Here is a 22,287-nt window from a genome sequence, read left to right on the forward strand (position 1 = left end):
GGGGGTTAAGTACATGAAGAATGATGGGAAAGAAAATTCAAAGATGGAGCACCATAATATGTCGAAAATGGACCATGGTGAGACGGAGCATCATGACATGTCAGGTATGAACCATGACGAAATGAAGCATCATGATATGTCCGAGATGAATCATGATCAGATGGGACATCATGATATGCAGAAAATGGATCACAGTCAGATGGGGCATGATATGAGTGCTGGACACATGCATCACATGGGTAATTTCAAACAAAAGTTTTGGATCTCGTTTGTAGTTGCTTTGCCGATATTTATACTTTCATCATTTATGGGGATTGAACTTCCTTTTGACTTATCATTTCCTGGTTCAGATTGGTTGGTTCTATTGCTAGGAACATTTCTTTTTTTCTACGGAGGACAGCCATTTTATACTGGGGCATGGCAGGAGATAAAAGAAAAAAGCCCAGCAATGATGACGCTGATTACGTTGGGTATTAGTGTGGCCTACATCTATAGTTTATATGCTTTTATTATGAATCATTTTATCACTGGTGTGCCACATGTAATGGACTTTTTTTGGGAATTAGCAAGTTTAATTGTCATCATGTTGCTGGGACATTGGATTGAGATGAATGCTACGATGAATGCGGGCAATGCACTTGAGAAGATGGCTGCTTTATTACCTGGTGAAGCGCATGTGACCGAAGGCGGAAAAATGTTTGATGTGCCATTGAGTAAGCTGAAGGAAGGACAAAAAGTTAGGGTTTTGGCAGGAGAAAAAATACCAGCCGATGGGGAGATTCTCGAGGGTGTAAGTTCTGTGAATGAATCGTTGGTGACCGGTGAATCTAAAGCCATTTTAAAGAAAGAAAAAGATAAAGTTATTGGTGGTTCGTTGAATGGAGATGGGACTCTTCTTGTTGCTGTCACTGGAATTGGCGAGAATAGTTATTTAGCACAAGTTGGCAGGCTTGTGGAACAGGCACAGAAAGATAAGTCAAAAGCTGAATCAATTGCTGATTCAGTATCTAAGTGGTTGTTTTATGCGGCATTATTAATCGGGATTATTGCATTTTTAGCTTGGTTGAACCTCGCAGATATGAGTACTGCACTTAATCGAGCTGTTGCAGTCTTAGTAATTGCGTGCCCACATGCATTGGGATTGGCTATTCCGCTTGTTGTTTCTAGAAGTACTTCATTGGCAGCAGCACATGGATTACTAATTCGGAACCGAACCGCTTTGGAACAGGTCAAGCACTTAGATGTTATTTTGATGGATAAAACAGGAACTTTAACCGAAGGTGTTTTTAAAGTAAATGAGGTCAAAAGTTTGCATTCAAATTATTCAGATAATGAAGTTTTGGGTTTAATGGCACAACTTGAGGCAAATTCGAATCATCCATTAGCTGCAGGTATTCTTGCTGAAATGAGGAATCGTAAGTTAAAAACGGGTTCTGCATCTAATGCTCAGACGGTTAAGGGTGTGGGTATCACTGGTACAATTGATGGTCATGAATATAGTATTGTAACGGCAGATTATTTGAGGAGGAATAACATTGAATTCAATCAAACACAGTTTACTACTTTAGCTCAAAAAGGTAATTCGATTAGTTACTTGATAAGCAGCAGTAAAAAAATTCTGGGTTTTGTCGCTCAAGGTGATGAAGTTAAGCCAGAGTCAAAGGCCTTTATTACTGAACTGCATAAACTTGGAATTGAACCTGTTATGTTAACAGGTGATAATGAATTGGCTGCTCATAAAGTAGCTCAACAACTCGGTGAAATCATTGTCAAGGCAAATTTGAAGCCAGAAGATAAAGAAAAGATTGTTAGACAATATCAAAATGAAGGTCACCATGTGATGATGATTGGTGATGGAGTCAACGATGCTCCCAGTTTAATGAGAGCCGACATAGGTGTTGCGATTGGAGCAGGGACTGATGTGGCAATTGATTCAGCCGATGTAATTTTGGTTAAGAGTAACCCCATGGATGTTTTGGACTTCTTATATCTTGCAAAAGCAACCAATCGAAAAATGGTTGAGAATCTCTGGTGGGGTGCAGGGTACAATATTGTCGCATTGCCACTTGCAGCAGGACTTCTTGCAGGAATAGGTCTTATTTTAAGCCCAGCAGTTGGGGCAATTGTGATGTCGCTTTCAACTATTATCGTTGCTTTAAATGCAATGACATTGAAACTTGAGGTGAGTGACTGATGAAAAGGGAAGATTATGCAATTGATGGTATGGTGTGCGCATCATGCTCGATGACAATTGAAAAAGCAGTTGGTAAGTTGGCAGGTGTAGCTGATGTCAGTGTAAATTTGACAACTGAAAAAATGAACGTGGCATATGATCCCCAGTCTCTTGATGAGCAGAAAATCGTTTCCACGGTTGTTGATGCAGGTTATGGTGCCAAACTTCTTGCAGGAACATCTGATGAGATAGAACAACGAACATTTAGTAAAACACAACAGATAAATAAATTGTGGAACCAGTTTTTTTATTCGGCTATCTTTACAGTTCCACTTTTGTATCTTGCAATGGGTTCAATGTTGGGATTTTGGCTTCCAAGATTCATACGGCCGAGTTTTAATCCGCAAATTTTTGTGATTGTTGAATTGATATTGGCAATACCTATAGTTGTCTTGAATATCGATTACTTCAAAATTGGTTTTAAGACTTTAGCAAAGGGACATCCTAATATGGACTCACTGGTTGCATTAGGTTCTGGTGCTGCGCTAATATACAGTTTTTTTGGAACATTTCAGGTAATTTTAGGTAATTATAGTTACTCTGATGACCTTTATTATGAGGCTGCTGGGACAATTCTAACTTTAATCACACTTGGAAAATATTTTGAAACAGTTTCAAAAGGGAAAACATCAACAGCAATAAAAAAGTTGTTGGATTTAGCACCCAAAACCGCAAATGTAATAATTAATGGACAGGAAGAAGAACGACTGCTATCAGATGTAAAGATCGGAGATATTGCTATTGTCCGTCCTGGTCAGAAAATTCCAGCAGATGGACAAATTATTGAGGGAAATTCGACCATTGATGAGTCATTGTTGACGGGCGAAAGCATGCCAATATCAAAAAAGCTTGGAGATAGTGTATTTGGAGGTAGCCTAAATCAAACTGGTTCTTTTAAATTTAGAATTACGAAGGAACAGAAAGAAACGGTTTTATCCCAAATTATTAAGTTAGTAGAAGATGCACAGGCTCAGAAGGCTCCAATTGCAAAAATTGCTGATAAAGTATCTGCAGTCTTCGTGCCAACAGTTATTACTTTGGCATTATTAGCTGGATTTGGCTGGTACTTTATTGGTAATGAATCGTTTAGTTTCTCATTGACAATTATGATTGCTGTCTTAGTAATTGCCTGCCCTTGTGCACTTGGATTGGCAACACCAACAGCAATAATGGTCGGAACAGGTAAAGGAGCAGATAATGGGGTGTTCTTTAAGAGTGGAACAGCACTTGAGTCGCTGCAGAATATTCAAACAATTGTGCTAGACAAAACTGGCACAATAACAACTGGAGTTCCAAGTGTTACTGATATTTTGTCTTTTAATGATTTTACAAAAAAAGAAGTTATGGAATTTGCCAAGGCACTAGAGTATAATTCTGAGCACCCTCTTGCAAGGGCAATTATGATGTATGCCAAGGAACATGATGTGAAGACCAAAGTTGTCTCAGATTTCCAATCAGTAGCGGGCAAAGGTATTCAAGCAGTTATTGCTGATCAGGCAGTAATTTTGGGCAATGAGTCATTTATGATGATGAACAAGGTTGATGTATCTTTTATTAAGAATCAGATTGATGAACTTGCATTACAAGGAAAGACACCACTATTAATAGCACTTGGAACAAAATTAGCAGGAATTATCGCGATTGCTGATCCTATCAAAAGTGCTAGTCGTACTGCAATTGCCAGATTGCAGGATGCGGGGATTGAAGTTATTATGATGACCGGTGATAATGATAAGACTGCCTCTGCAATTGCTGAACAGGTTGGGATAAAAACGGTTAGAAGTGAAGTTATGCCAGCAGATAAGGCAAATCAGGTTCAGGCTTTGCAGCGCGAAGGCAAGTTGGTTGGAATGGTTGGTGACGGAGTAAATGATGCACCAGCTTTGGCACAAGCCAACGTTGGAATTGCGATTGGTTCAGGAACTGATGTGGCAATTGATGCGGCTGATATTGTCTTGCTGCATAGTGACTTACTTGATGTTGTAACTGCATATCTGCTTAGCAAAGCAACTATCCATAACATTAAGGAGAATCTTTTTTGGGCCTTTGCGTATAATATCATGGGAATTCCAGTGGCAATGGGAGGATTATATTTATTTGGTGGTCCATTACTTAACCCGATGATTGCAGGGGCCGCAATGAGTTTTAGCTCGGTTTCAGTTTTATTAAATGCGCTGCGTCTTAGATCTTTTAGATCAGTCGTCTAAAAAAGTGCAAAGATTATAAAAATTAAGGAGTGATTGCTATGGAGAAAACATACGATATTACTGGTATGAAATGCAGTGGTTGTGTGAAAAAGGTGACTGAGGCTTTTACAGGAGTTTCAGGGGTAACAAAAGTTGCTGTCAGTCTTGCAGATGGAAATGCGGTTGTTGCAGGTGATTTTGACGAGCAGAATTTGAAGACATCATTAAAAGGAACACATTACAATATTAAGTTATAAAACGCATGATAAAACTGAAACAAAAAATGTGTTTATAACAAATAATTTTAGTGGATAAGGTTAACACTGTAATTAATTTCGAACTAAAAGAAGTCAAATAATTTCGAACATAATGCAAAAGATAATTGAGGGCCAGCATAAAAAATTGCTGTCCTTTTTTTATGGACTTTAGGAATGGCTTAGTTTTAGAAAGGAAAATGAATAATATTAATTGATTTTTGAATATTAAATACAAATTAACTATTGAAATTTAAGCTCAATGTAGTAGAATGGGAAACATCAATTAAACAACTAGTTCATTTCATACAAGGAGGATTGCACTGATGACATTCGAAAAAGTATTAAACATGCAAATCAATATTATTAGCCTAGTCATTATTAGGATGCCGCAGTGCAACCCGATGACATAGGCTTTTTGGTCACGGTTCACATTGCGGCATGTAAAACTGCGATGTGGATAGTGATTGGTAAATACAAACATTTTAAAAAAATGAAACCTTTCAATATTACACCGCAGTTTTATCATTGCTGATAAACTGGGGTGTTTTTTGTTTGAGAAAGGGGAATTATCATGTCCAAAAATATACATAATTATGCAGAAATGCATCTTAACGATTTTCTTGATTATCTAGCAATTCCAAGTGTTTCTGCTGAGAACAAGGGAATTGATGAAGCTAGTGATTGGCTAGTAAAGACTTTTGAACAGTTAGGTGCAAAGAAGTCTGAGAAATGGGCAAAAGAAGGACAAAATCCGTTTGTATATGCAGAGTTTGAAGGAAAAAGTGCAAAAACAGTTCTGTTTTACAATCATTATGATGTTCAGCCAGCGCAGCCATTGGACGAATGGAAGACGGAGCCATTTAATCCGACTTTTGTCGAAGGTAAATTGGTTGCTAGGGGGGCCAGTGATGACAAAGGTGAACTTATGGCGCGCCTCGTAATGGTGAAGTGGTTCCAAGAAAATGGAGGACTTCCAGTGAATCTGAAGTTTTTTGTCGAAGGAGAAGAAGAAATTGGGAGTCTGCATGTTGATGAGGCAGTTAGAGAGCATGCAAAAGAACTAAAAGCTGATGCATGTATTTGGGAAGGCGGCGGTAAAAATTCTGTCGGGCGCTTCGAAGTAATTAGTGGTATGAAGGGGATTGTTAGCTTTGACGTTGAAGCAGTTACCGCAGATGTTGATATGCACTCTTCACTTGCTTGTTTTGCACCAAATGCAGCATGGAGACTTGTTCAGGGATTAGCCACTCTGAAAGACAAGAATGGACGAATTACTGTAGATGGTTTCTATGATGATGTTGATGATTTAACTGATTTGGAGAAAAAAGCAGTTGCTCAAATGGATTTTGATGAAGAAAAAGTCAAAGAAACATTTGGCCTAAAACGTGATTTTATAACAGATAAGCCAGCATATGCCTTTGTAAATGAACCAACGATGACAATTAATGGTCTCACTTCTGGCTATGAGGGTGAAGGAGTGAAAACAGTTCTTCCCAAGTATGCAAAGGCTAAATTAGACTGTCGTCTAGTGCCGGGGCAAGATCCAGAGAAAATGGTTAAGCTAGTTGAGGCGCATCTGAAGAAAAATGGTTTTGCGGATTTAAAAGTCACATTCAATCTTGGCGAGAATGCTTTTCGTTCTGATTCAGACCATGCATTTGTAAAACTTGCTATGGCTACTGCGAAAAAAGTTTATGGGGATAGGCAAGTAAAATATGTTCCTAATGCTGCTGGTGGTGGACCAATTGAATGTTTTGGGAACGTACTTAAACTGCCTATTGTGTTAGTAGGAGTACATAATGCAGCAAGCGGAGCCCATGCACCAAATGAACACATCTTGGTTAGCGACTTTTCTCAGGGTGTTGAATATCTTACAGAGTTATTACAAAATTTTTAGGGGGATTTTAGTATGAAGTTGAGTAGAGTTTTGGTATCAAGTGGATTGGTAGTTGCGGCAAGTCTGTTATTTTTAGGAACATCAAGTAAGAAGGTTGATGCTGCAACCAAACAGGTTTTAAATTGGAGCGAACCATCATCTCTTGAAACATTAGATCCGGATCAGGTTGATGATTCTGTTGGGGGAGAAGTTCTACGTAACAGTAATGAAGGACTTTATGTTTTGGATGGCAATAATAAGCTGAAATTAGCAGGAGCATCGAGCGTCGAGGTATCTAAAGACGAGAAAACATATACTTTTAATCTAAGGAAGAATGCTAAATGGAGTAATGGCAAATCTGTAGTTGCTGCAGATTACGTTTATGGCTGGCGTAGGATGGTAACTCCAGCAACTGCCGCACCGAACTCTTATCTTTTTGATGGAGTGAAAAATGCAGAGGATATTATGAATAGCAAGAAATCCCCTGATACATTAGGGGTTAAAGCAGTAGGTAAGTACAAGTTAGTGGTGACTTTGGATAAAACAATTCCTTATTTCAAAAAATTACTTGTAATTTCGAGCTTCTATCCTCTAAATGAAAATGCTGTTAACAAATATGGCAAAAAATATGGAACTTCTTCAAAATATACGCTTTACAATGGTCCCTTTGTTGTTAAAGGCTGGACGGGGACAAATGATAAGTGGAATTTACAGAAAAATGATTACTATTGGGGTAAGAAACAAGTTAAGTTAACAAAAATAAACTTCCAGGTAACAAAGAGTACGACGACATCATACAATTTGTATCAAAGCGGTAAATTAGACGAAACACTTTTAAGCAGTGAGCAAGCTCGTCAATTAAAAACCAACAAAGAATTTAAATCGTTGGAGCAGGCAAGAACGACCTACGTCGATTACAATACGACTAGAAAGACTTTAAAAAATGTAAACATTCGTAAGGCCCTATCTTATGCAGTAAACCGCAAACAACTTGTAAAAAAAGTTTTGGGTGATGGCTCTGTTGTATCAAAGAATTTTGTACCAGAAGGATTAACAAGTTACAAAGGAAAAGATTTTGCGAAAGATGCGCAAGTAAAAGAAGCTTCAGAACATAACAAGAAACTTGCTAAGAAGTACTGGAAAAAGGGTTTGAAAGAATTAGGTGTTAAGAAGTTGACTTTAACATTCCTTAGTGATGACGATGATACAAGTAAGAATACAAGTGAATTCTTACAAAGCCAATATGAGACTACATTATCAGGATTAACGGTCAATCTTTCAAATATGCCAAAGAAGAATAGAATTACTAAGATGATGAATCAAGATTTTGATCTTGTGTTAACTGGTTGGGGTGCAGAATTTACTGATCCATTGACGTACTTAAACTTAATGACAAGTAATAATGTCTATAATTTCGGAAAATGGAAGAACAGTGACTATGATAAGTATGTTTCAAGTGCTAAAAATGATAGTGCTAGTGATGCAGATGGCAGGTGGAAAGCAATGAGCAATGCTACAAATGTCCTTGATGAGGAACAACCGCTTGCTCTGTTGTATCAACCTACTTCTGCACTCTTAATAAAATCGAATGTTAAAGGTTTGAAGTACAATTCAGTAGGTGGATTTCTCTGGAAAAATGCATATATAAAATAATATGGACTTTTTTGTAAAAAAATGTAATGAGTTCCATGGATACGAAGATATCTAAGCTCGATTTTTGTAAAAGTTTTAGGATAGGCAAAAAAATCTAGGATTAATTTTGATAATGAGATCAGTAAGAACTGCGCTCAATCAGAATTAACCCTAGATTTTTCTATATTTTGATTTTTAAATGATAGCGCTATCTTTACAAAAAATAAGTTTAAAGAGTATAAACCTAAGAAAAAAAAGTGATTTCGTGCTCCAGCACAAATATGTGAGAGAATGTTTATGCTTTAATACATGTTAAATAATGAATAATTATGATAATATTCTTACAACGAAAAGGGGATGGGAAAGATTACAAAATATCCATAATGTGAAATGCCAGAATTAGTTTAAACCGCTCTTCATTTTCATCCAGATTTACTCCCAATAGATTTTTAATACGTTTGATCCGATAGTTAATCGTATTTCGATGTGAAAATGTTTTTTCGGAAACGGCTTTAACACTACAGTTTTCTTGGAGGTATAGTTTAAGGAGATCTAGGTATTCAGTACCAGCTTCTTGGTCATATTTCAAAATGGGTTCCAGTGTTTTCAAAGCACTGTCTTCGAGGAGTTGATAATTATTAACTGCTAAAATGAGTTCGTTTATTCCATTATCTTCAAAAAAACATACTGAATTTGATGATTTTTTATGCATATGGGCCTTAACATATTCAATTTGTTTGTATGAGCGATGTAGTTCAAAAATTGATGATGCTGTTGAACTCACACTGATATTGAAGTTATATTCCTCGAAGTTTGCTTTCAACATTTTGTCAATTGAATTGGCAAATCCCGGAATGCTATTTGAACTGTTAATTACGATGAAGAAGGAATTATCGTAATCAAAAATACAGTTAATGAATCTGAACTTATTGAGCTCAACTTCAACTTTGAGACGGAGTTTACCGTAAAGCTTAGAATTAATCCTTAAAATATCCAAATCATCACTGCTGATGGCAAGAATAGTGTAGTCGGAATGCAAGTCGAAATTATTTCTTTCAAGTTGACGTTCAAATGTTTCAGGTGAATTAGGATGGAAAATTGCATTTTTTATACTTCCCATGAGACTGTATGACAACTGTTCACTTGCAAAAATACGGTTGCAATAGTCCCTAATTATATCAATTAAATGTATTTTCCAAGGAACTGTGATTAATGGAAAATTCTTTTTACTACAATAATCAATTATATTTTTAGGAATATCTCTGATGAATTGCCCCGTATTAATAATTAAAGCCGTTGCCCCTGAAGAAATTACCTTTTGAACATATTCAAAAAGCCAAGTGTCAGAATCTTTTCCAATTCCAGTTGTTATAACAATCTCATTTCCGTGCAGATAGTCCATTGTATTTATATTTTCCAAAATATGGACCCAACTAAATAATTTATCTAATCCGGTACTACCAGTTATGAGATTCATTTCATACTTTTCCTTAGTTGCGTAGTAAACTGATCTGAAATTTATAGCCATTTGATCACCAACTTTTTTTGTTTATCATTATATATCTAATATTTTACAAGTCAATGGAAGAAGGAATCATAAATGTTGAGTACGAAGTTACCAAAAATTATAACTAAACAATTACCTGGACCTAAAGCAAATATCATATTAAGTGAGAGAAAGAAATATGTTCCCAATTCTGTGGGGTGTATATATCCTGTAGTCATTGAAAATTCTGAGGGTGCAATTATTCAAGATCCAGATGGAAACTTATTTTTGGATTGGGTAGGTGGAGTAGGCGTTTTAAACGTGGGTCATACAAACCCGCGTGTTGTGGAGGCAGTAAAGAAACAAAGTGAGAAATATTTGCATGGAATGTTCAATATAGTCACACATAAGGGATATACAAAATTAGCACAAAAACTCGCTGAAATTGCCCCTGTAAAGAAAAAGAAAGAGGTAAAGGTTTTTTTTGCAAATAGTGGTGCGGAAGTAAACGAAAATGCCATAAAAATAGCGAAAGTATATACAAAAAGACCGAATGTGATTGTTTTTTCAGGCGCATTTCATGGGCGGACATTACTTACAATGACGATGACATCAAAGAAAGCATATGCAAAAGGTACCGGTCCATTGGCTGATGGAATATTTAGGGCAGATTTTCCTAATTTATATCATTTACCAAAGGGAATAAAAGAAGAAGATGCACTTGAGTATTACCTAAGTAGGATAAATCAAATTTTTGAAGAGGAATCAGCTGCTGATCAGGTTGCTGCAATTGTACTTGAGCCGATCCAAGGCGAAGGTGGATTTATTCCCGCACCGCTAAAGTGGGTTGAAGCAGTTCGCAAAATTTGTGATGAAAATGGCATTTTATTAATTGCCGATGAAGTTCAGAGTGGGTTTGCAAGAACTGGAAGAATGTTTGCTTCAAATTATTGGCAAGAAGCAGGTTTTGCACCAGATATCTTAACAGTGGCTAAGTCGATTGCTGGTGGATTACCCTTAGGTGGAGTAATCGCAAGAAAGGAGATAATGGATAGTGTTCCAAAAGGTGTGATTGGAGGGACCTTTGGAGGAAATGCAGTAGCGTGTGCAGCGGCACTTGAAGTATTGGAAATCATTAAAGATGAGGATTTAATAACCAAAGCACAAAAAATTGGAACGCGATGCAAGAAAGAATTCTTGGAGTGGAAAAATAAATATCCGGTTGTCGGAGATGTTCGAGGCTGGGGTGCAATGCTTGGAATTGAATTTGTTGAAGATAAAAAGACTAAGAAGCCAGCTACTAAGTTTGTGAGTGATTTAATTCAATTATGTGTTTCAAAGGGATTAATTATTGAAAATGCAGGTGCACATGGGAATGTAATTCGGTTTTTAGCACCTTTAGTGATAACAGAAGATCAGCTAAATGTTGGATTAACGATTTTAGAGGAATCAATTCAGGAATTAAGTGTAAGTAAAATATCCTGATTTAGGAGGTGTACAAAAATGGAAGAAATAATGATGTCTGTTAAGAGTATTTCAAAAAGTTATGGATCAAATCTGGTTTTGAAAGATGTCAGTATGGATATAAAAAAGGGCGAAGTAGTCTGTATTATTGGACCATCAGGCTCGGGAAAAAGCACATTCTTAAGATGCTTAAATTTGCTAGAAATACCAACAGCAGGCGATATTATCTTTCAAGATCAAAGTATCCTAAACGGGAAAATAAAAGTAAATAAATATCGACAGAATGTTGGAATGGTATTCCAAGGATATTACTTGTTCAATTTAAAAAAGGTAATAGACAACATAACAATGGCACCCCGAAGTTTAAACAAGAAAAAGAAAGAATTAGCGGAAAAAGAAGCTTGCGAATTATTGGACAAGGTAGGTCTGCTTGAGAAAAAAGATGTATATCCATCTTCATTATCTGGAGGTCAAAAACAGCGAGTGGCAATTGCCAGAGCACTTGCAATGGATCCAGAGCTTCTATTATTTGATGAACCCACTTCAGCACTTGATCCGGAGTTAGTTGGTGAAGTTTTGAAGGTTATAAAAAAATTGGCTAACGATGGGATGACTATGATTGTGGTCACACATGAGATGGGATTTGCTCGTGATGTTGCTGACAGAGTGATTTTTATGGAAGGTGGATACATAGTGGAGCAAGGGACTCCAAAAGAAATTTTTGAAAATCCTCAGAATCTCAGAACTCAAGAATTTCTCGCACGTATTCTGTAAAGAAAGGAGTTTTTGCATGAATTTAAACTGGACAGATGCTTTTAATAACTTAGTTCCGTCACTATTACAGGGCGTAGTGGTTGTACTACAAACAACGATTTCAAGTTTCTTAATTGCTGTGGTAGTAGGATTGCTAGTTGCCATTTGCAGGCTTACACAATTAAAGATTGTTAAGGGATTTTTTGCAACACTTGTGGAAATTGTTAGGGGAACTCCACTGTTAGTACAACTTTTCTATATTTACTATGTCGTGCCATTAATACTTGATAATATATTGAAGTCAATGGGTAATAGTAGTGCTAATATTCAATTTTCAGCAGTAGCTGCGGGGATTGCTGGACTTTCAATTAATTATGGAGCCTATATTTCTGAAGTATTTCGTTCGGCCATTCTTTCTATTGATGATGGTCAGAAAGAATCTGGATTGGCACTCGGATTTACTTATTACCAAGTCTTATGGAAAATAATTATTCCGCAGGCCTTTGCAAATAGTATCCCTGTTCTTGGCAATTATTTGGTAATGATGATAAAGGATACATCACTATTGGCTATCATTTCAGTGAGTGAATTGCTGTTACGGACACAGACATATGCTTCACAGACATTTGAAACAATTGAATCATATACTATTTTGGCGGGTGTATATTTGCTTTTAAGTTTGCCTTTGTCGCAGCTGATGAAATTATTGGAGAAGAAAATGAAGGTTTTGCATTAAAAAGGGAGATAATTACATGAAGAAAAGACTATTATTAATGTTGCTTAGTATCACGGCACTATTATTATTTGTAACTGCTTGTTCTTCAGGTAAAAGCAGTTCAAAAAGTTCTTCAACATCATCAAGTACAGATACGCTTGCGAAGATAAAGAAAAAAGGTGTACTTGTCGTTGGATCATCTAATGATGCACCATTTGCTTACATTGATACAAAAACAAAGAAATTCACGGGCATTGATGCTGATATCATTAAGGAAATTGCCAAGCGTCTTGGAATAAAGAAAGTCGAAATGAAACAGGTTCCATTTGAAAATCTTCTGGTTGAACTGAATAAGGGTTCAATTGATATGGTGACAGACGCTATGTATATAAAGAAAGATCGCCTTCAAAAAGCGGCCTTTACCGACATATGGTATAAGGAAGGGGATGCAGTTGTAATTCCTAAAAATTCTAGTATCAATTCATTGTCCGATTTGAAGGGTAAAGTTATTGGTGCACAAAAGGGGACTGCATTTCTGGAAATCGCAGAAAAATGGAAAAAAGAAGGAAAGGTTAAGGATGTTCAAGTGTATGGGAAACAAACTGAGTTAATGTTGGCTGTTGACACTGGTAAAATTGCAGCTTGTGTTACCGATGGAATAGTTGCTGATTACACACTCTCCAAGGATTCGTCACTATCACTTAAACTGCTGAGTTCGTACAAGTCTGAGGCCACTGGGCAAATTGGTGCTGCAGTAAACTTCTCAGATAAGTCATTACTGAATGCAACGAATAAAGCACTAAATAAAATGAAAAAAGATGGAACTCTCAAGAAAATTCTTGCAAAATATGGTCTATCTGATAAATACATGGTAAGTGTGTCAGACGGAATAACAAAAAACATTAAATAGAAGTTTTACTTCCGTGATAACATTTTAAGAAGAAAAATAAGGGACTAGATCAAAATTCAGCTTATGATCTAGTCTCTTATTATTACATATAAGTGTGCTTCACGAGGCAGAACATCATATGTCAGTACTCAATCTGCACCTGCTTATTTTTATTATGAGGTAGATAAGGTGTACATAATTAAACGCTGTTAGCAGAGGGGGTTAGAACAAAGTTACATTTTTGCTTTCAAGAGATAAAAGGAACATCTTCCGTGATAGCCCACCCGCATAGCCTCCAAGAGAACCATTGGCATTTATTACTCGATGACAAGGGATTATGATTGCGATTTTATTGGCTCCATTGGCATTTCCGACAGCCTGCGACTTACCAGAACTCCCGAGTAGTTCTGCAATTTTTTTGTAAGTGAGCAGTTCACCGGAATGTGTACTCTGCAGGATGTTCCAGACCCGTTTTTGAAAGGGAGTCCCATTGAGGGCTAATGAGACTGAAAACGTATCTATTTCTTTTAGAAAGTATGCGGTAAGCTGCTTTTTTAAAGTGAAATAAACAGCTGTGGGCTGTTCAACCAATTTGGCCTTGTAAAACTTGCACACTTGCTGTACGCGTAAGTCCAATTTTTTTGAATCAGTGAACTGCAATAGATACAGGTAATTATCGTCACTGATACTGACCATTTTTCCAATAGGAGTATCTATGTAATTAGTGAATAACCTCATCAAATGTATCCTCCGATGATAAAAAGCAATAGAGTAAACTGATTAATCTAGTTATCTAGTTAACAGAACAAAGAGTATCTGATTATGGTGTCATTTTACCTAGGAGTTCGAGAGCTAGAAGCTAAAACTCATGTTGTTAATTAATTATCTATTTTTACAATTGGATAAACACGATTATCTGCTTCATCAAATAGGCTTACAGGATGCTTTTCGGTGGCATCGAGACGCAATTGATATCCATATTTGTCGATGAAAATCAGCTCTTTATCATCTAATTTTGTTATTTTTCCAGGTAACTTGCGACCATCAATGAGTATATTGAGTGTAGCATTGACTTCAAGCAAATGAACTTTTCCACTAAGTTCATCTGTAAAATTCCACTTGCCTACATAGAAGTTAGGCAAAACTTCTGGGATTGACTTCTTCTTAAATAGGACGAGAGGTTTGAAATGGTTGCGCAGGCTGAATCCTGAAGTAGCATGTCGTTTGTGATTCATTGATAATTGCGCTCCTCTCACTAATCTACAAAATAGTATAATGTTAATTGATTTCAAAATATAATATAACATTTAAGTGTTGAATAAAGTAGTATTTAAACAGATTTTAACAGCAATATATTATTTTTGAAATAAGATTGTATTATCTGAAAGATATTAACAACAATTAGGTTATAGCAATATTTTTTAAATTTAAGCAGTTAACTATTTCTACTTAGATATACTCCATCCCCTTTTTTTGCTACAATAGTTTTTAAGAAAGCGATTCACAAAGGAGGAGGTTCTATGTTGAGGTTAGGGGTAATAGGTACGGGATGGATTACGAAACAATTTGTTGAAGCTGCACAGGAAAATGGTTCATGGGAGCTAACCAGTGTCTTCTCACGTTCAATTGAAAAAGCGGAGCAATTTGGACGTGAATTTTCGGGAAATGTTAAGGGTTATCGAGACTTACATCAATTTTTCTATGAAGGAAATTTTGAGGTTGTTTATATTGCATCTCCTAATAGTTTGCATTTTGAACAGAGTAGGCAGGCTATCCTAGCAGGGAAACATGTGATTGTTGAAAAACCAGCTTGTTCAAGTCCTGCTGAAATGAAGGTTCTACAAAGATTGCTGCGCAGATATAATAATGTTTATTACTTTGAAGCAGCAAGACATTTTCATGAACCAAATTTCTTGAAAGTCAAAGAAACAGTTAAGCAGATGAATACTATTCAGGGTGCCACACTGACTTATATGAAGTATTCTTCCAAGTACGATGATTTTCTTGCAGGTAATGAGCCGAATGTCTTTTCGTTGAATTTTTCGGGTGGAGCATTGCAAGACTTAGGTGTATATCTTGTCTATGATGCTGTTAGTTGGTTCGGGCTTCCAGATAGTGTCAGTTACACAGCGACTAAGCTTCGAAATGGGATTGATGGTAAAGGATTGGCACTGCTAAATTATCCCGGGTACACGGTTACTTTGAATGTGGGAAAAACTGCAAATTCATATCTGACAAGTGAAATATATGGACTCAAAGAGACTATTATTATGGATAATGCAGCAGACCTTGCTGATATTCAACTAGTCAATGGGGCCACAAAACGAATATTGACTCAAAAAACAGCTGCTAATCCGATGGCAGCTGAAGTTTCAGACTTTACTAGTATTCTACAAGATCCTTTATCATTGGATAATAAGCAAAAAATGGAGGACTGGTTAGCTGTCAGTGTACAAGTTAATCGTGTATTATATGATTTAAGATCAAGTGCAAACATTGTATTTAGGGCAGATAAAGAATTTAGATAGGGAAATATGGTGAAAGAGCATGAACTTCCAATTAATTTGAAATAAAATTGGAGATTTTTAGCTTTAGCCACAGGTCCAGAAGAGGGAAAAATGAATCCAAAATTTGAAAATAGTTTTAAGGAACAAGGCTTTACAAAACCAACGTTGATTCAAGAACAGGTGTACGAACCATTGAAGGAAGGGAAGAGTGTATTAGGGCTTGCACCGACGGGCTCAGGCAAGACTTTAGCATACTTGCTTCCACTACTTGAACGAGTTGATAAAGCACAAGGCGTTCAGTTGGTGATAGTTGCACCCTCGCAAGAATTAGCTGCACAAATTACAGAAGTGGCAAGACAGTGGGCGAAACTTCTAGATTTAACGGTACTTTCATTAATTGGAGGTGCGAACGTAAAACGTCAAATTGAAAAGTTGAAGAAAGCACCCGAAGTTGTAATTGGAACACCTGGGAGAATGCTTGAATTAGCCGAGAATAAGAAGTTGAAGTTGCATAATGTTAAAACATTTGTTTTTGACGAGGCTGATGACTTATTAACTGAACAAACTTTGGTTGCATGCCGTTCGTTATTAAACCATGCACCTGGAATTGTTCAGCTTGCATTTTTTTCAGCCACTAAGTCGGACATATTCGACCAATTGCATCAGTGGTTTGGAACCGAGGTCGAGGTTTTTGATGTTCGAGCAGAGGATCAAACTCAAGGCGAGGTTGAACACTTTTTGGTGGAGACCCCTGTCAGGAAAAGGATTGATACTTTGCGCAAACTTTCTAATCTTGAAAAATTCAGTGCCCTTGTATTTTTTAAAAAAGTCACTGAAATTGAGAATGCAGCTGATAAGCTGAAATACTTGGGTGTTAAGGTAGCAGTATTGGAGGGCCAACAGCGTCAAGTTGAACGTGAAAAAGCTTTGCGTCAACTGCGTAAGGGTGAGATTAGTTTGTTATTGACGACAGATGTTGCAGCTCGCGGGCTCGACATTGTGGGACTCCCTGCGGTCATTAATTATGACTTGCCAAAAGACAGGAATACCTATATTCATCGAGTAGGACGAACTGGTAGAATGGGAGCAAGCGGAATTGTAATTAATCTAGGTAACGATCATGATTTGAGAAATTTCCGCCAGTTGGTACAATCTGAAAATTACGAGCTGCATTTTGGGACTGTTTATCGTGGCGCGCTATTGCGAGTAGAAGAAATACCGGATGAGGTAAAGGAATCTCGACTGTCTAAATCAAAGACTGAATCCGCACAGCGCAGGAAAAAGAAAACAGTTTCTCCCGTTGTTATTGAGAAAAAAAAGCACAAGAAAAGAAAACGAGACAGATTAAATAAGGGAAAGCGGCATAAGAAGGAAAATCAATAGAGTAGGAATAAAAAGATCGGGCAATAAACAAAAATTAAAATTTAAGTTGGTTCCTATTTACTCTAGATAAACGTGCACATAATTAAGTTAAAATTTGCAGTCCAACCGTGAATTACGCGTAACAAAGGCCATACTATATTTGTAATTTCGTGTTAATGCTCGAATTTTATCGACTTCTTTTCACACTTTCTAATCAAACAGACTGTGTGAAAATATTTATTTTAAAACAGTTACTGATAAGACGAACTATTGACTTTAAGGGATTATCTTCATATACTTATATAGTTAGTATTTTGCTTATTGGTATGCGCTTGTAGCTCAGCAGGATAGAGCAACCGCCTCCTAAGCGGTAGGTCATCGGTTCGATTCCGATCAAGCGCACTCGGATATCTATAACTGATTAAAAAGGAGCCAAATCAAAAGTTAATTTTTGATTTGGCTCCTTTCTTTGAAGTAAGGATTATTATGGTTAACTTTTGTGAATTTTCTGACAGATATACAGGGAAAATATGCAAAAAACAGTATAATCTACTTGGGATTACTGTTCCAGTAAACTTTTGTTTGTAGTACAATTAATACGTAATTAGATAATATTGAGGTGAATATTTTTTGAAGAAATTAAAAGTAATGACAGTTTTTGGTACTAGACCTGAGGCTATCAAGATGGCACCTGTGATATTAGAATTGAAGAAGCAAGAAAGTCAGTTTGATACCGTAACAGTTGTGACAGCACAACATCGTGAAATGCTAGATCAGGTGATGGTAACTTTTAATATTGTCCCTGATTATGATCTTGATATTATGAAACAAAATCAAACATTAGGAGATATTACTGCTAATGTTTTGAAATTATTAGATGGAGTATTAGAAAAGGAAAAACCTGATATAGTTTTAGTCCATGGAGACACGACGACGACTTTTGCAGCAAGTATAGCAACTTTTTATCGCCAAATTTCTTTAGGGCATGTTGAAGCTGGCCTGAGGACGTGGAATAAGTATTCTCCTTATCCAGAAGAGATGAATCGCCAAATGACAGATGTTTTGAGTGATATCTATTTTGCCCCTACCAGCCAGAGTAAAGATAATTTACTCAAGGAAAACCATAAAAGTGAGCAGATATTTATAACTGGTAATACAGCGATTGATGCACTTAAGGAAACTGTGACAAGTGATTATCATCATAGTGTACTGGAAGAAGTAAATGAGAAGAATAGATTGATATTATTGACAATGCATCGACGCGAGAATCTTGGGAAACCAATGGAACAGGTATTTAAGGCTGTGCACAAAATTGTTGAGCAAAATCAAGATGTAGAGGTAGTTTATCCGATGCATTTGAATCCGAAGGTTAGAGAGGTTGCTAAGCGGATACTTGGGAATACTGAAAGAATTCATTTGATTGAGCCTTTGGATGTTGTTGACTTTCACAACCTCTGCGCTAGAAGCTACTATATTATGACAGATTCTGGTGGTGTCCAAGAAGAAGCCCCAGCATTGAAAAAGCCAGTTCTCGTTTTACGTGATACAACTGAGCGACCAGAAGGTGTTGAAGCTGGTACGCTAAGACTTGTTGGGACAAACCAGATGGAAGTTGAGAAAAATATGGACCTGCTGTTAAATGATGATGAAGTTTATCAAGCAATGGCAAAAGCGAAAAATCCTTATGGTGATGGTCGTGCAAGTGAACGAATTTTGAAGGCAATTGCGTATTATTTTGGTAAAGGTATTACAAGACCGGCTGATTTTTAGGTAGTAGTTGGATTTGTAGGGGGAGATATTATGGAAAAAGTTGATCGATTCGGATTTAAGAATGAGGAACAAGTATTTCATCGGTATTTTCCATTATACACGGTGGCTTTGCGCTACTATCCAGAAATATATTCTCTTCTTGAAAAACATCCAGATTTAGAGAATCCAAGGACGATTTCTTCGAATTTCAATATTATTTTTGCAATTATTAGGTACCAGACAATGGTAAAAAATCTTGTTAATCTACAGGCTGTTAGTGAGGCCGATGAGGATGTTTTGCAAGAAGTTAAAGAATTGCGTAAGGTAATAGATACACTTGATAAACTTAAATATCAAATTGCTCACAATCCATCTTCAGTAAAGAAAGCAATTTTAGTTAAAGATAAAGTATTAGATTTTAAGAGTTTTAGTAAAAAAGAATAGATGATTAGTGCTGCTTTTCTATTAGGAAAGTACGCACTAATTTTTTATACTAAATTAATTGAGGAGGATAGACTATGAATAAAGACGAAAAGATTAAAATATTACGTGATTTGATAAAAATAAATTCAGTTAATGGAAACGAAGCAAAAGTAACTAAGTATCTGGTAAAAATACTCAAAGATAAAAATATTAAGGCACATGCAGATTACTTTGATGAAGATAGTGCAAACCTTATTGCAGATATTGGTGTAGGCAATGGGCCAGTACTTTGCTTTGAAGGTCACCAAGATACTGTAGCAATTGGGGATGAAAGAAAATGGAAACACAATCCCTTCGAAGCTGAGGTAGTTGGTGATAATATCTATGGGCGTGGTGCCGCAGATATGAAGAGTGGTTTAGCAGCAGCAGTAATTGCAATGATTGAATTAAATGAAGATCTAGAAAAAATTCCAGGCAGAATAAGATTGGTAGCTACTTCAGGTGAAGAATTCGGTGCAAAGGGAGCATATCGTTTAACTGATAGTGATGTGTTGGATGATGTTTCCGCTATGGTTGTGGGAGAACCTACTGGTGGTAAATTAATTCATGCACATTCAGGATCATTAAATTATCGAATTAAAAGTTTTGGTAAATCTGTACATAGCTCAATCCCTGAAAGAGGAACTAATGCAATTATTGGGTTGAATTATTTCATTAATGCTGAACGGAAGATATTTGAGAATAGTCCTGTCGATTCAATCCTAGGGGAGTTCAAACACAGTATCACTACAATTAAAGGGGGCAGTCAAGTTAATATAATCCCCGACTATGCAGAACTATATGGCAATATTCGACCAACGATGGCGCTGAGTAATCAAAAGGTCAAAGACATGCTTGCTAAGGCAATTCTTGATTTAAATGAAGAACATAAATTAAAGTTAGAACTTGAAATAGTCCATGATTTTTTTCCAATGAGTACACCTTCGGAGAGTATTTTTGTAAAACAAGTACTTAAAGCAGCAAGGGAGAATTTTGGTTCTAAGTCACAATTGGGAATTATCAATGGTGCAACTGATGCGAGTGTTTATGTGCAGAAATATCCGACATTACCGGTTGTGGTGTTAGGACCTGATACTTGGGAAATAGCGCACCAAGCAAATGAAATGACTAGTATTAAAAGTTACATGAATACAATTGAAACATATAAAGAAATAGCAAGGTCATTTTTTTAATAAAGATTATATTTTGTTAAATTTATTAATTTTTAATTTCTATTTAAGATGTTAGCAATTATAATTAAAAAAGTTATAATTAAAATATAGAAATAGGAGATTAATATGAGGTATAAATATGAGATTATATATCCTAAGATAGAAGTGACCAAGGAAACCCCAGTTGTTATGACGCTACATGGAATGAACTCATCTTATTTTGATTTGAGGCCACTGGTTCCAGTTTTTGGGAAAGATGTAATTGAGTTGCATATACAGGGTGATCTCAATTATGGAAGTGGATATGCATATTTTATTCCTAAATTTATTGATAAGACAGAAACAGAAGTTATTGGAGATGTTATCACAGGTATTCATGATCAAGTAGAAGAAATCCTAGGACAGAATAATTTGCAGGGCAACCCGCTGTTTTGTTTGGGATTTAGTCAAGGTGCAATTATTAGTGCAGGTTTGAGTGTTTTCTATCCGAATTGGTTGGATATAGTAGCAATATTAAGTGCAAGATTACCGCAATTCTATATTGAGAAAGCTAGAAAGAGCCTTACAGGAAAAAAATTGGACACAGGAATATTTATTTCTCAGGGACAAAAAGATCCAGTGTTTCCACTTGAGACTGGTCGCGAACTTGCAAGTTTTTTTAAAAAATATGCTGACAACGTTGAGTATCATGAATATCCTAGTGGCCATATGGTTGATTACAGTGAACCGCAGGATATATATGATTGGTTTAATGAATTTTATATCAAAAATAATTAGTATAGGTTGACTGGGTTAAAAAACCCAGTTTTTTTATTTGCAATTAATGCTCTCAATTTAACTGTGTTATCTAGCAATAATGTAAGTATAGAAGTAAAAAAAGTAGCAATAATGATATGACCGTATGTCATATGTTATTTGTGCGCAAATCCTGATAAAACTATTAACTTGACAGATAATGCATGTTTGAACTATTATCCACGTATGGTGACACCGTGTCACCAAAAATGTAAGGAGGGGGTCATGTGGTTTCAGAAACATTCAAAAATTTAGATATTGAAAAGAAAAAAAGAATATTTCGGGCAATGCTGAATGAATTTGAAAAGTACCCATTGTCTCAAGCACAAGTTGCAAGAATTATTAATGAAGTCGGGATTTCAAGGGGAAGTTTTTATAAATACTTTAAAGATATTAATGATGCGTACTGGTATGTTTATCGAATCGCGATGGAAGAAATTCATAAACAAAATGTAGGCAGACAGGGTCAAAAAATTCCTTATCAAGTGCTTGTTCGCAATTTTGTGGAACAAACTGCAAACAGTCAATTTTTTAATTTTATCAAAATGCATCTTTGTGTGAACGAATCACTAATTAAGAATGAAGAAAAACAGGTATTTGAAGAACAGCCAGCAGATTTTGAAGAATGGGCCGTGATGGTTTTGTCTCATGAAGTTATTAAACAAATACTTCTTAAACCTACGGATAAAGAAAAATTACTGAATTATCTAGATGCGGCTGTCAAAAAAATAAAGCAGGAGGATTAAAAT

General features: G+C 36.2%; 19 protein-coding genes and 1 tRNA gene. 17 read left to right on the forward strand and 3 right to left on the reverse strand.

Features of this window, described 5'->3' with window-relative positions; translation table 11 throughout:
• Positions 1-13 precede the first annotated feature (13 nt).
• From IV36_RS05315 to IV36_RS05335, 5 genes are all read left to right on the forward strand, one after another.
• A complete protein-coding gene (locus IV36_RS05315; protein ID WP_187328430.1) occupies positions 14-2,194 on the forward strand; it encodes a heavy metal translocating P-type ATPase in 2,181 nt (726 codons plus the stop codon).
• A complete protein-coding gene (locus IV36_RS05320; protein WP_056991146.1) occupies positions 2,194-4,440 on the forward strand; it encodes a heavy metal translocating P-type ATPase in 2,247 nt (748 codons plus the stop codon). Before IV36_RS05315 ends, IV36_RS05320 begins: the two co-directional genes overlap by 1 nt.
• 38 nt (positions 4,441-4,478) lie before the next feature.
• Entirely contained in the window at positions 4,479-4,676 is a 198-nt protein-coding gene (locus IV36_RS05325; protein WP_003688446.1) for a heavy-metal-associated domain-containing protein, read from the forward strand.
• A 571-nt stretch (positions 4,677-5,247) separates the two neighbouring features.
• Positions 5,248-6,573 carry a M20/M25/M40 family metallo-hydrolase gene (locus IV36_RS05330; RefSeq protein WP_056991147.1) on the forward strand — a complete coding sequence of 442 codons (1,326 nt, stop codon included), beginning with the start codon at positions 5,248-5,250 and terminating at the stop codon, positions 6,571-6,573.
• 12 nt (positions 6,574-6,585) lie between these two features.
• Positions 6,586-8,205, forward strand: coding sequence for a peptide ABC transporter substrate-binding protein (locus IV36_RS05335; protein ID WP_056991148.1), 1,620 nt, complete (start codon positions 6,586-6,588; stop codon positions 8,203-8,205).
• A gap of 346 nt (positions 8,206-8,551) precedes the next feature.
• Here IV36_RS05335 and IV36_RS05340 read toward each other — a convergent pair whose 3' ends face one another.
• Positions 8,552-9,712: a PucR family transcriptional regulator gene (locus tag IV36_RS05340; RefSeq protein ID WP_056991149.1), complete on the reverse strand. Its 1,161-nt coding sequence runs from the start codon at positions 9,710-9,712 to the stop codon at positions 8,552-8,554.
• A 72-nt stretch (positions 9,713-9,784) separates the two neighbouring features.
• On the opposite strand from IV36_RS05340, the gene IV36_RS05345 reads away from it, so the two are divergent.
• Genes IV36_RS05345 through IV36_RS05360 form a run of 4 tightly spaced genes read left to right on the forward strand, consistent with a single transcriptional unit; the run spans position 9,785 to position 13,512 of the window.
• Positions 9,785-11,155: an aspartate aminotransferase family protein gene (locus IV36_RS05345; RefSeq protein WP_056991150.1), complete on the forward strand. Its 1,371-nt coding sequence runs from the start codon at positions 9,785-9,787 to the stop codon at positions 11,153-11,155.
• Positions 11,156-11,185: 30 nt separating this feature from the next.
• On the forward strand, positions 11,186-11,908 hold the full coding sequence (locus tag IV36_RS05350) for an amino acid ABC transporter ATP-binding protein (protein WP_056991175.1): 723 nt from the start codon (positions 11,186-11,188) through the stop codon (positions 11,906-11,908).
• A gap of 16 nt (positions 11,909-11,924) precedes the next feature.
• Positions 11,925-12,623, forward strand: coding sequence for an amino acid ABC transporter permease (locus IV36_RS05355; RefSeq protein WP_056991151.1), 699 nt, complete (start codon positions 11,925-11,927; stop codon positions 12,621-12,623).
• A 16-nt stretch (positions 12,624-12,639) separates the two neighbouring features.
• Positions 12,640-13,512 (forward strand): ABC transporter substrate-binding protein, encoded by an 873-nt coding sequence (locus tag IV36_RS05360; protein ID WP_056991152.1) that lies wholly within the window; start codon positions 12,640-12,642, stop codon positions 13,510-13,512.
• Positions 13,513-13,713: 201 nt separating this feature from the next.
• Here the strand turns inward: IV36_RS05360 and IV36_RS05365 are convergent, their stop codons facing one another.
• The gene (locus tag IV36_RS05365; RefSeq protein WP_056991153.1) at positions 13,714-14,229 is read right to left on the reverse strand and encodes a methylated-DNA--[protein]-cysteine S-methyltransferase; all 516 of its coding nucleotides are present in this window, start codon (positions 14,227-14,229) and stop codon (positions 13,714-13,716) included.
• 140 nt (positions 14,230-14,369) lie between these two features.
• A complete protein-coding gene (locus IV36_RS05370) occupies positions 14,370-14,726 on the reverse strand; it encodes a DUF4828 domain-containing protein (protein WP_056991154.1) in 357 nt (118 codons plus the stop codon).
• A 285-nt stretch (positions 14,727-15,011) separates the two neighbouring features.
• Here IV36_RS05370 and IV36_RS05375 point away from each other — a divergent pair, with 285 nt between their 5' ends.
• From IV36_RS05375 to IV36_RS05410, 8 genes are all read left to right on the forward strand, one after another.
• Positions 15,012-16,019 carry a Gfo/Idh/MocA family protein gene (locus IV36_RS05375; RefSeq protein ID WP_056991155.1) on the forward strand — a complete coding sequence of 336 codons (1,008 nt, stop codon included), beginning with the start codon at positions 15,012-15,014 and terminating at the stop codon, positions 16,017-16,019.
• Positions 16,020-16,109: 90 nt separating this feature from the next.
• Positions 16,110-17,381 carry a DEAD/DEAH box helicase gene (locus IV36_RS05380; protein WP_056991156.1) on the forward strand — a complete coding sequence of 424 codons (1,272 nt, stop codon included), beginning with the start codon at positions 16,110-16,112 and terminating at the stop codon, positions 17,379-17,381.
• Between the two features lie 307 nt (positions 17,382-17,688).
• Positions 17,689-17,762 (forward strand) — tRNA-Arg (locus IV36_RS05385).
• Positions 17,763-17,990: 228 nt separating this feature from the next.
• On the forward strand, positions 17,991-19,130 hold the full coding sequence (gene wecB, locus IV36_RS05390) for a non-hydrolyzing UDP-N-acetylglucosamine 2-epimerase (RefSeq protein ID WP_056991157.1): 1,140 nt from the start codon (positions 17,991-17,993) through the stop codon (positions 19,128-19,130).
• Positions 19,131-19,160: 30 nt separating this feature from the next.
• Positions 19,161-19,553, forward strand: a complete 393-nt coding sequence (locus tag IV36_RS05395) for a hypothetical protein (protein WP_003688459.1) — start codon at positions 19,161-19,163, stop codon at positions 19,551-19,553.
• A 74-nt stretch (positions 19,554-19,627) separates the two neighbouring features.
• Entirely contained in the window at positions 19,628-20,764 is a 1,137-nt protein-coding gene (locus IV36_RS05400; RefSeq protein ID WP_056991158.1) for an ArgE/DapE family deacylase, read from the forward strand.
• Between the two features lie 105 nt (positions 20,765-20,869).
• Complete coding sequence (locus IV36_RS05405) at positions 20,870-21,520, forward strand: alpha/beta hydrolase (protein WP_056991159.1); 651 nt, start codon at positions 20,870-20,872, stop codon at positions 21,518-21,520.
• Positions 21,521-21,765: 245 nt separating this feature from the next.
• On the forward strand, positions 21,766-22,284 hold the full coding sequence (locus tag IV36_RS05410) for a TetR/AcrR family transcriptional regulator (protein ID WP_056991160.1): 519 nt from the start codon (positions 21,766-21,768) through the stop codon (positions 22,282-22,284).
• Positions 22,285-22,287: the final 3 nt, after the last annotated feature.

Origin of the sequence: Liquorilactobacillus mali, assembly GCF_001437155.1 — a bacterium.
Lineage (GTDB): Bacteria > Bacillota > Bacilli > Lactobacillales > Lactobacillaceae > Liquorilactobacillus > Liquorilactobacillus mali_A.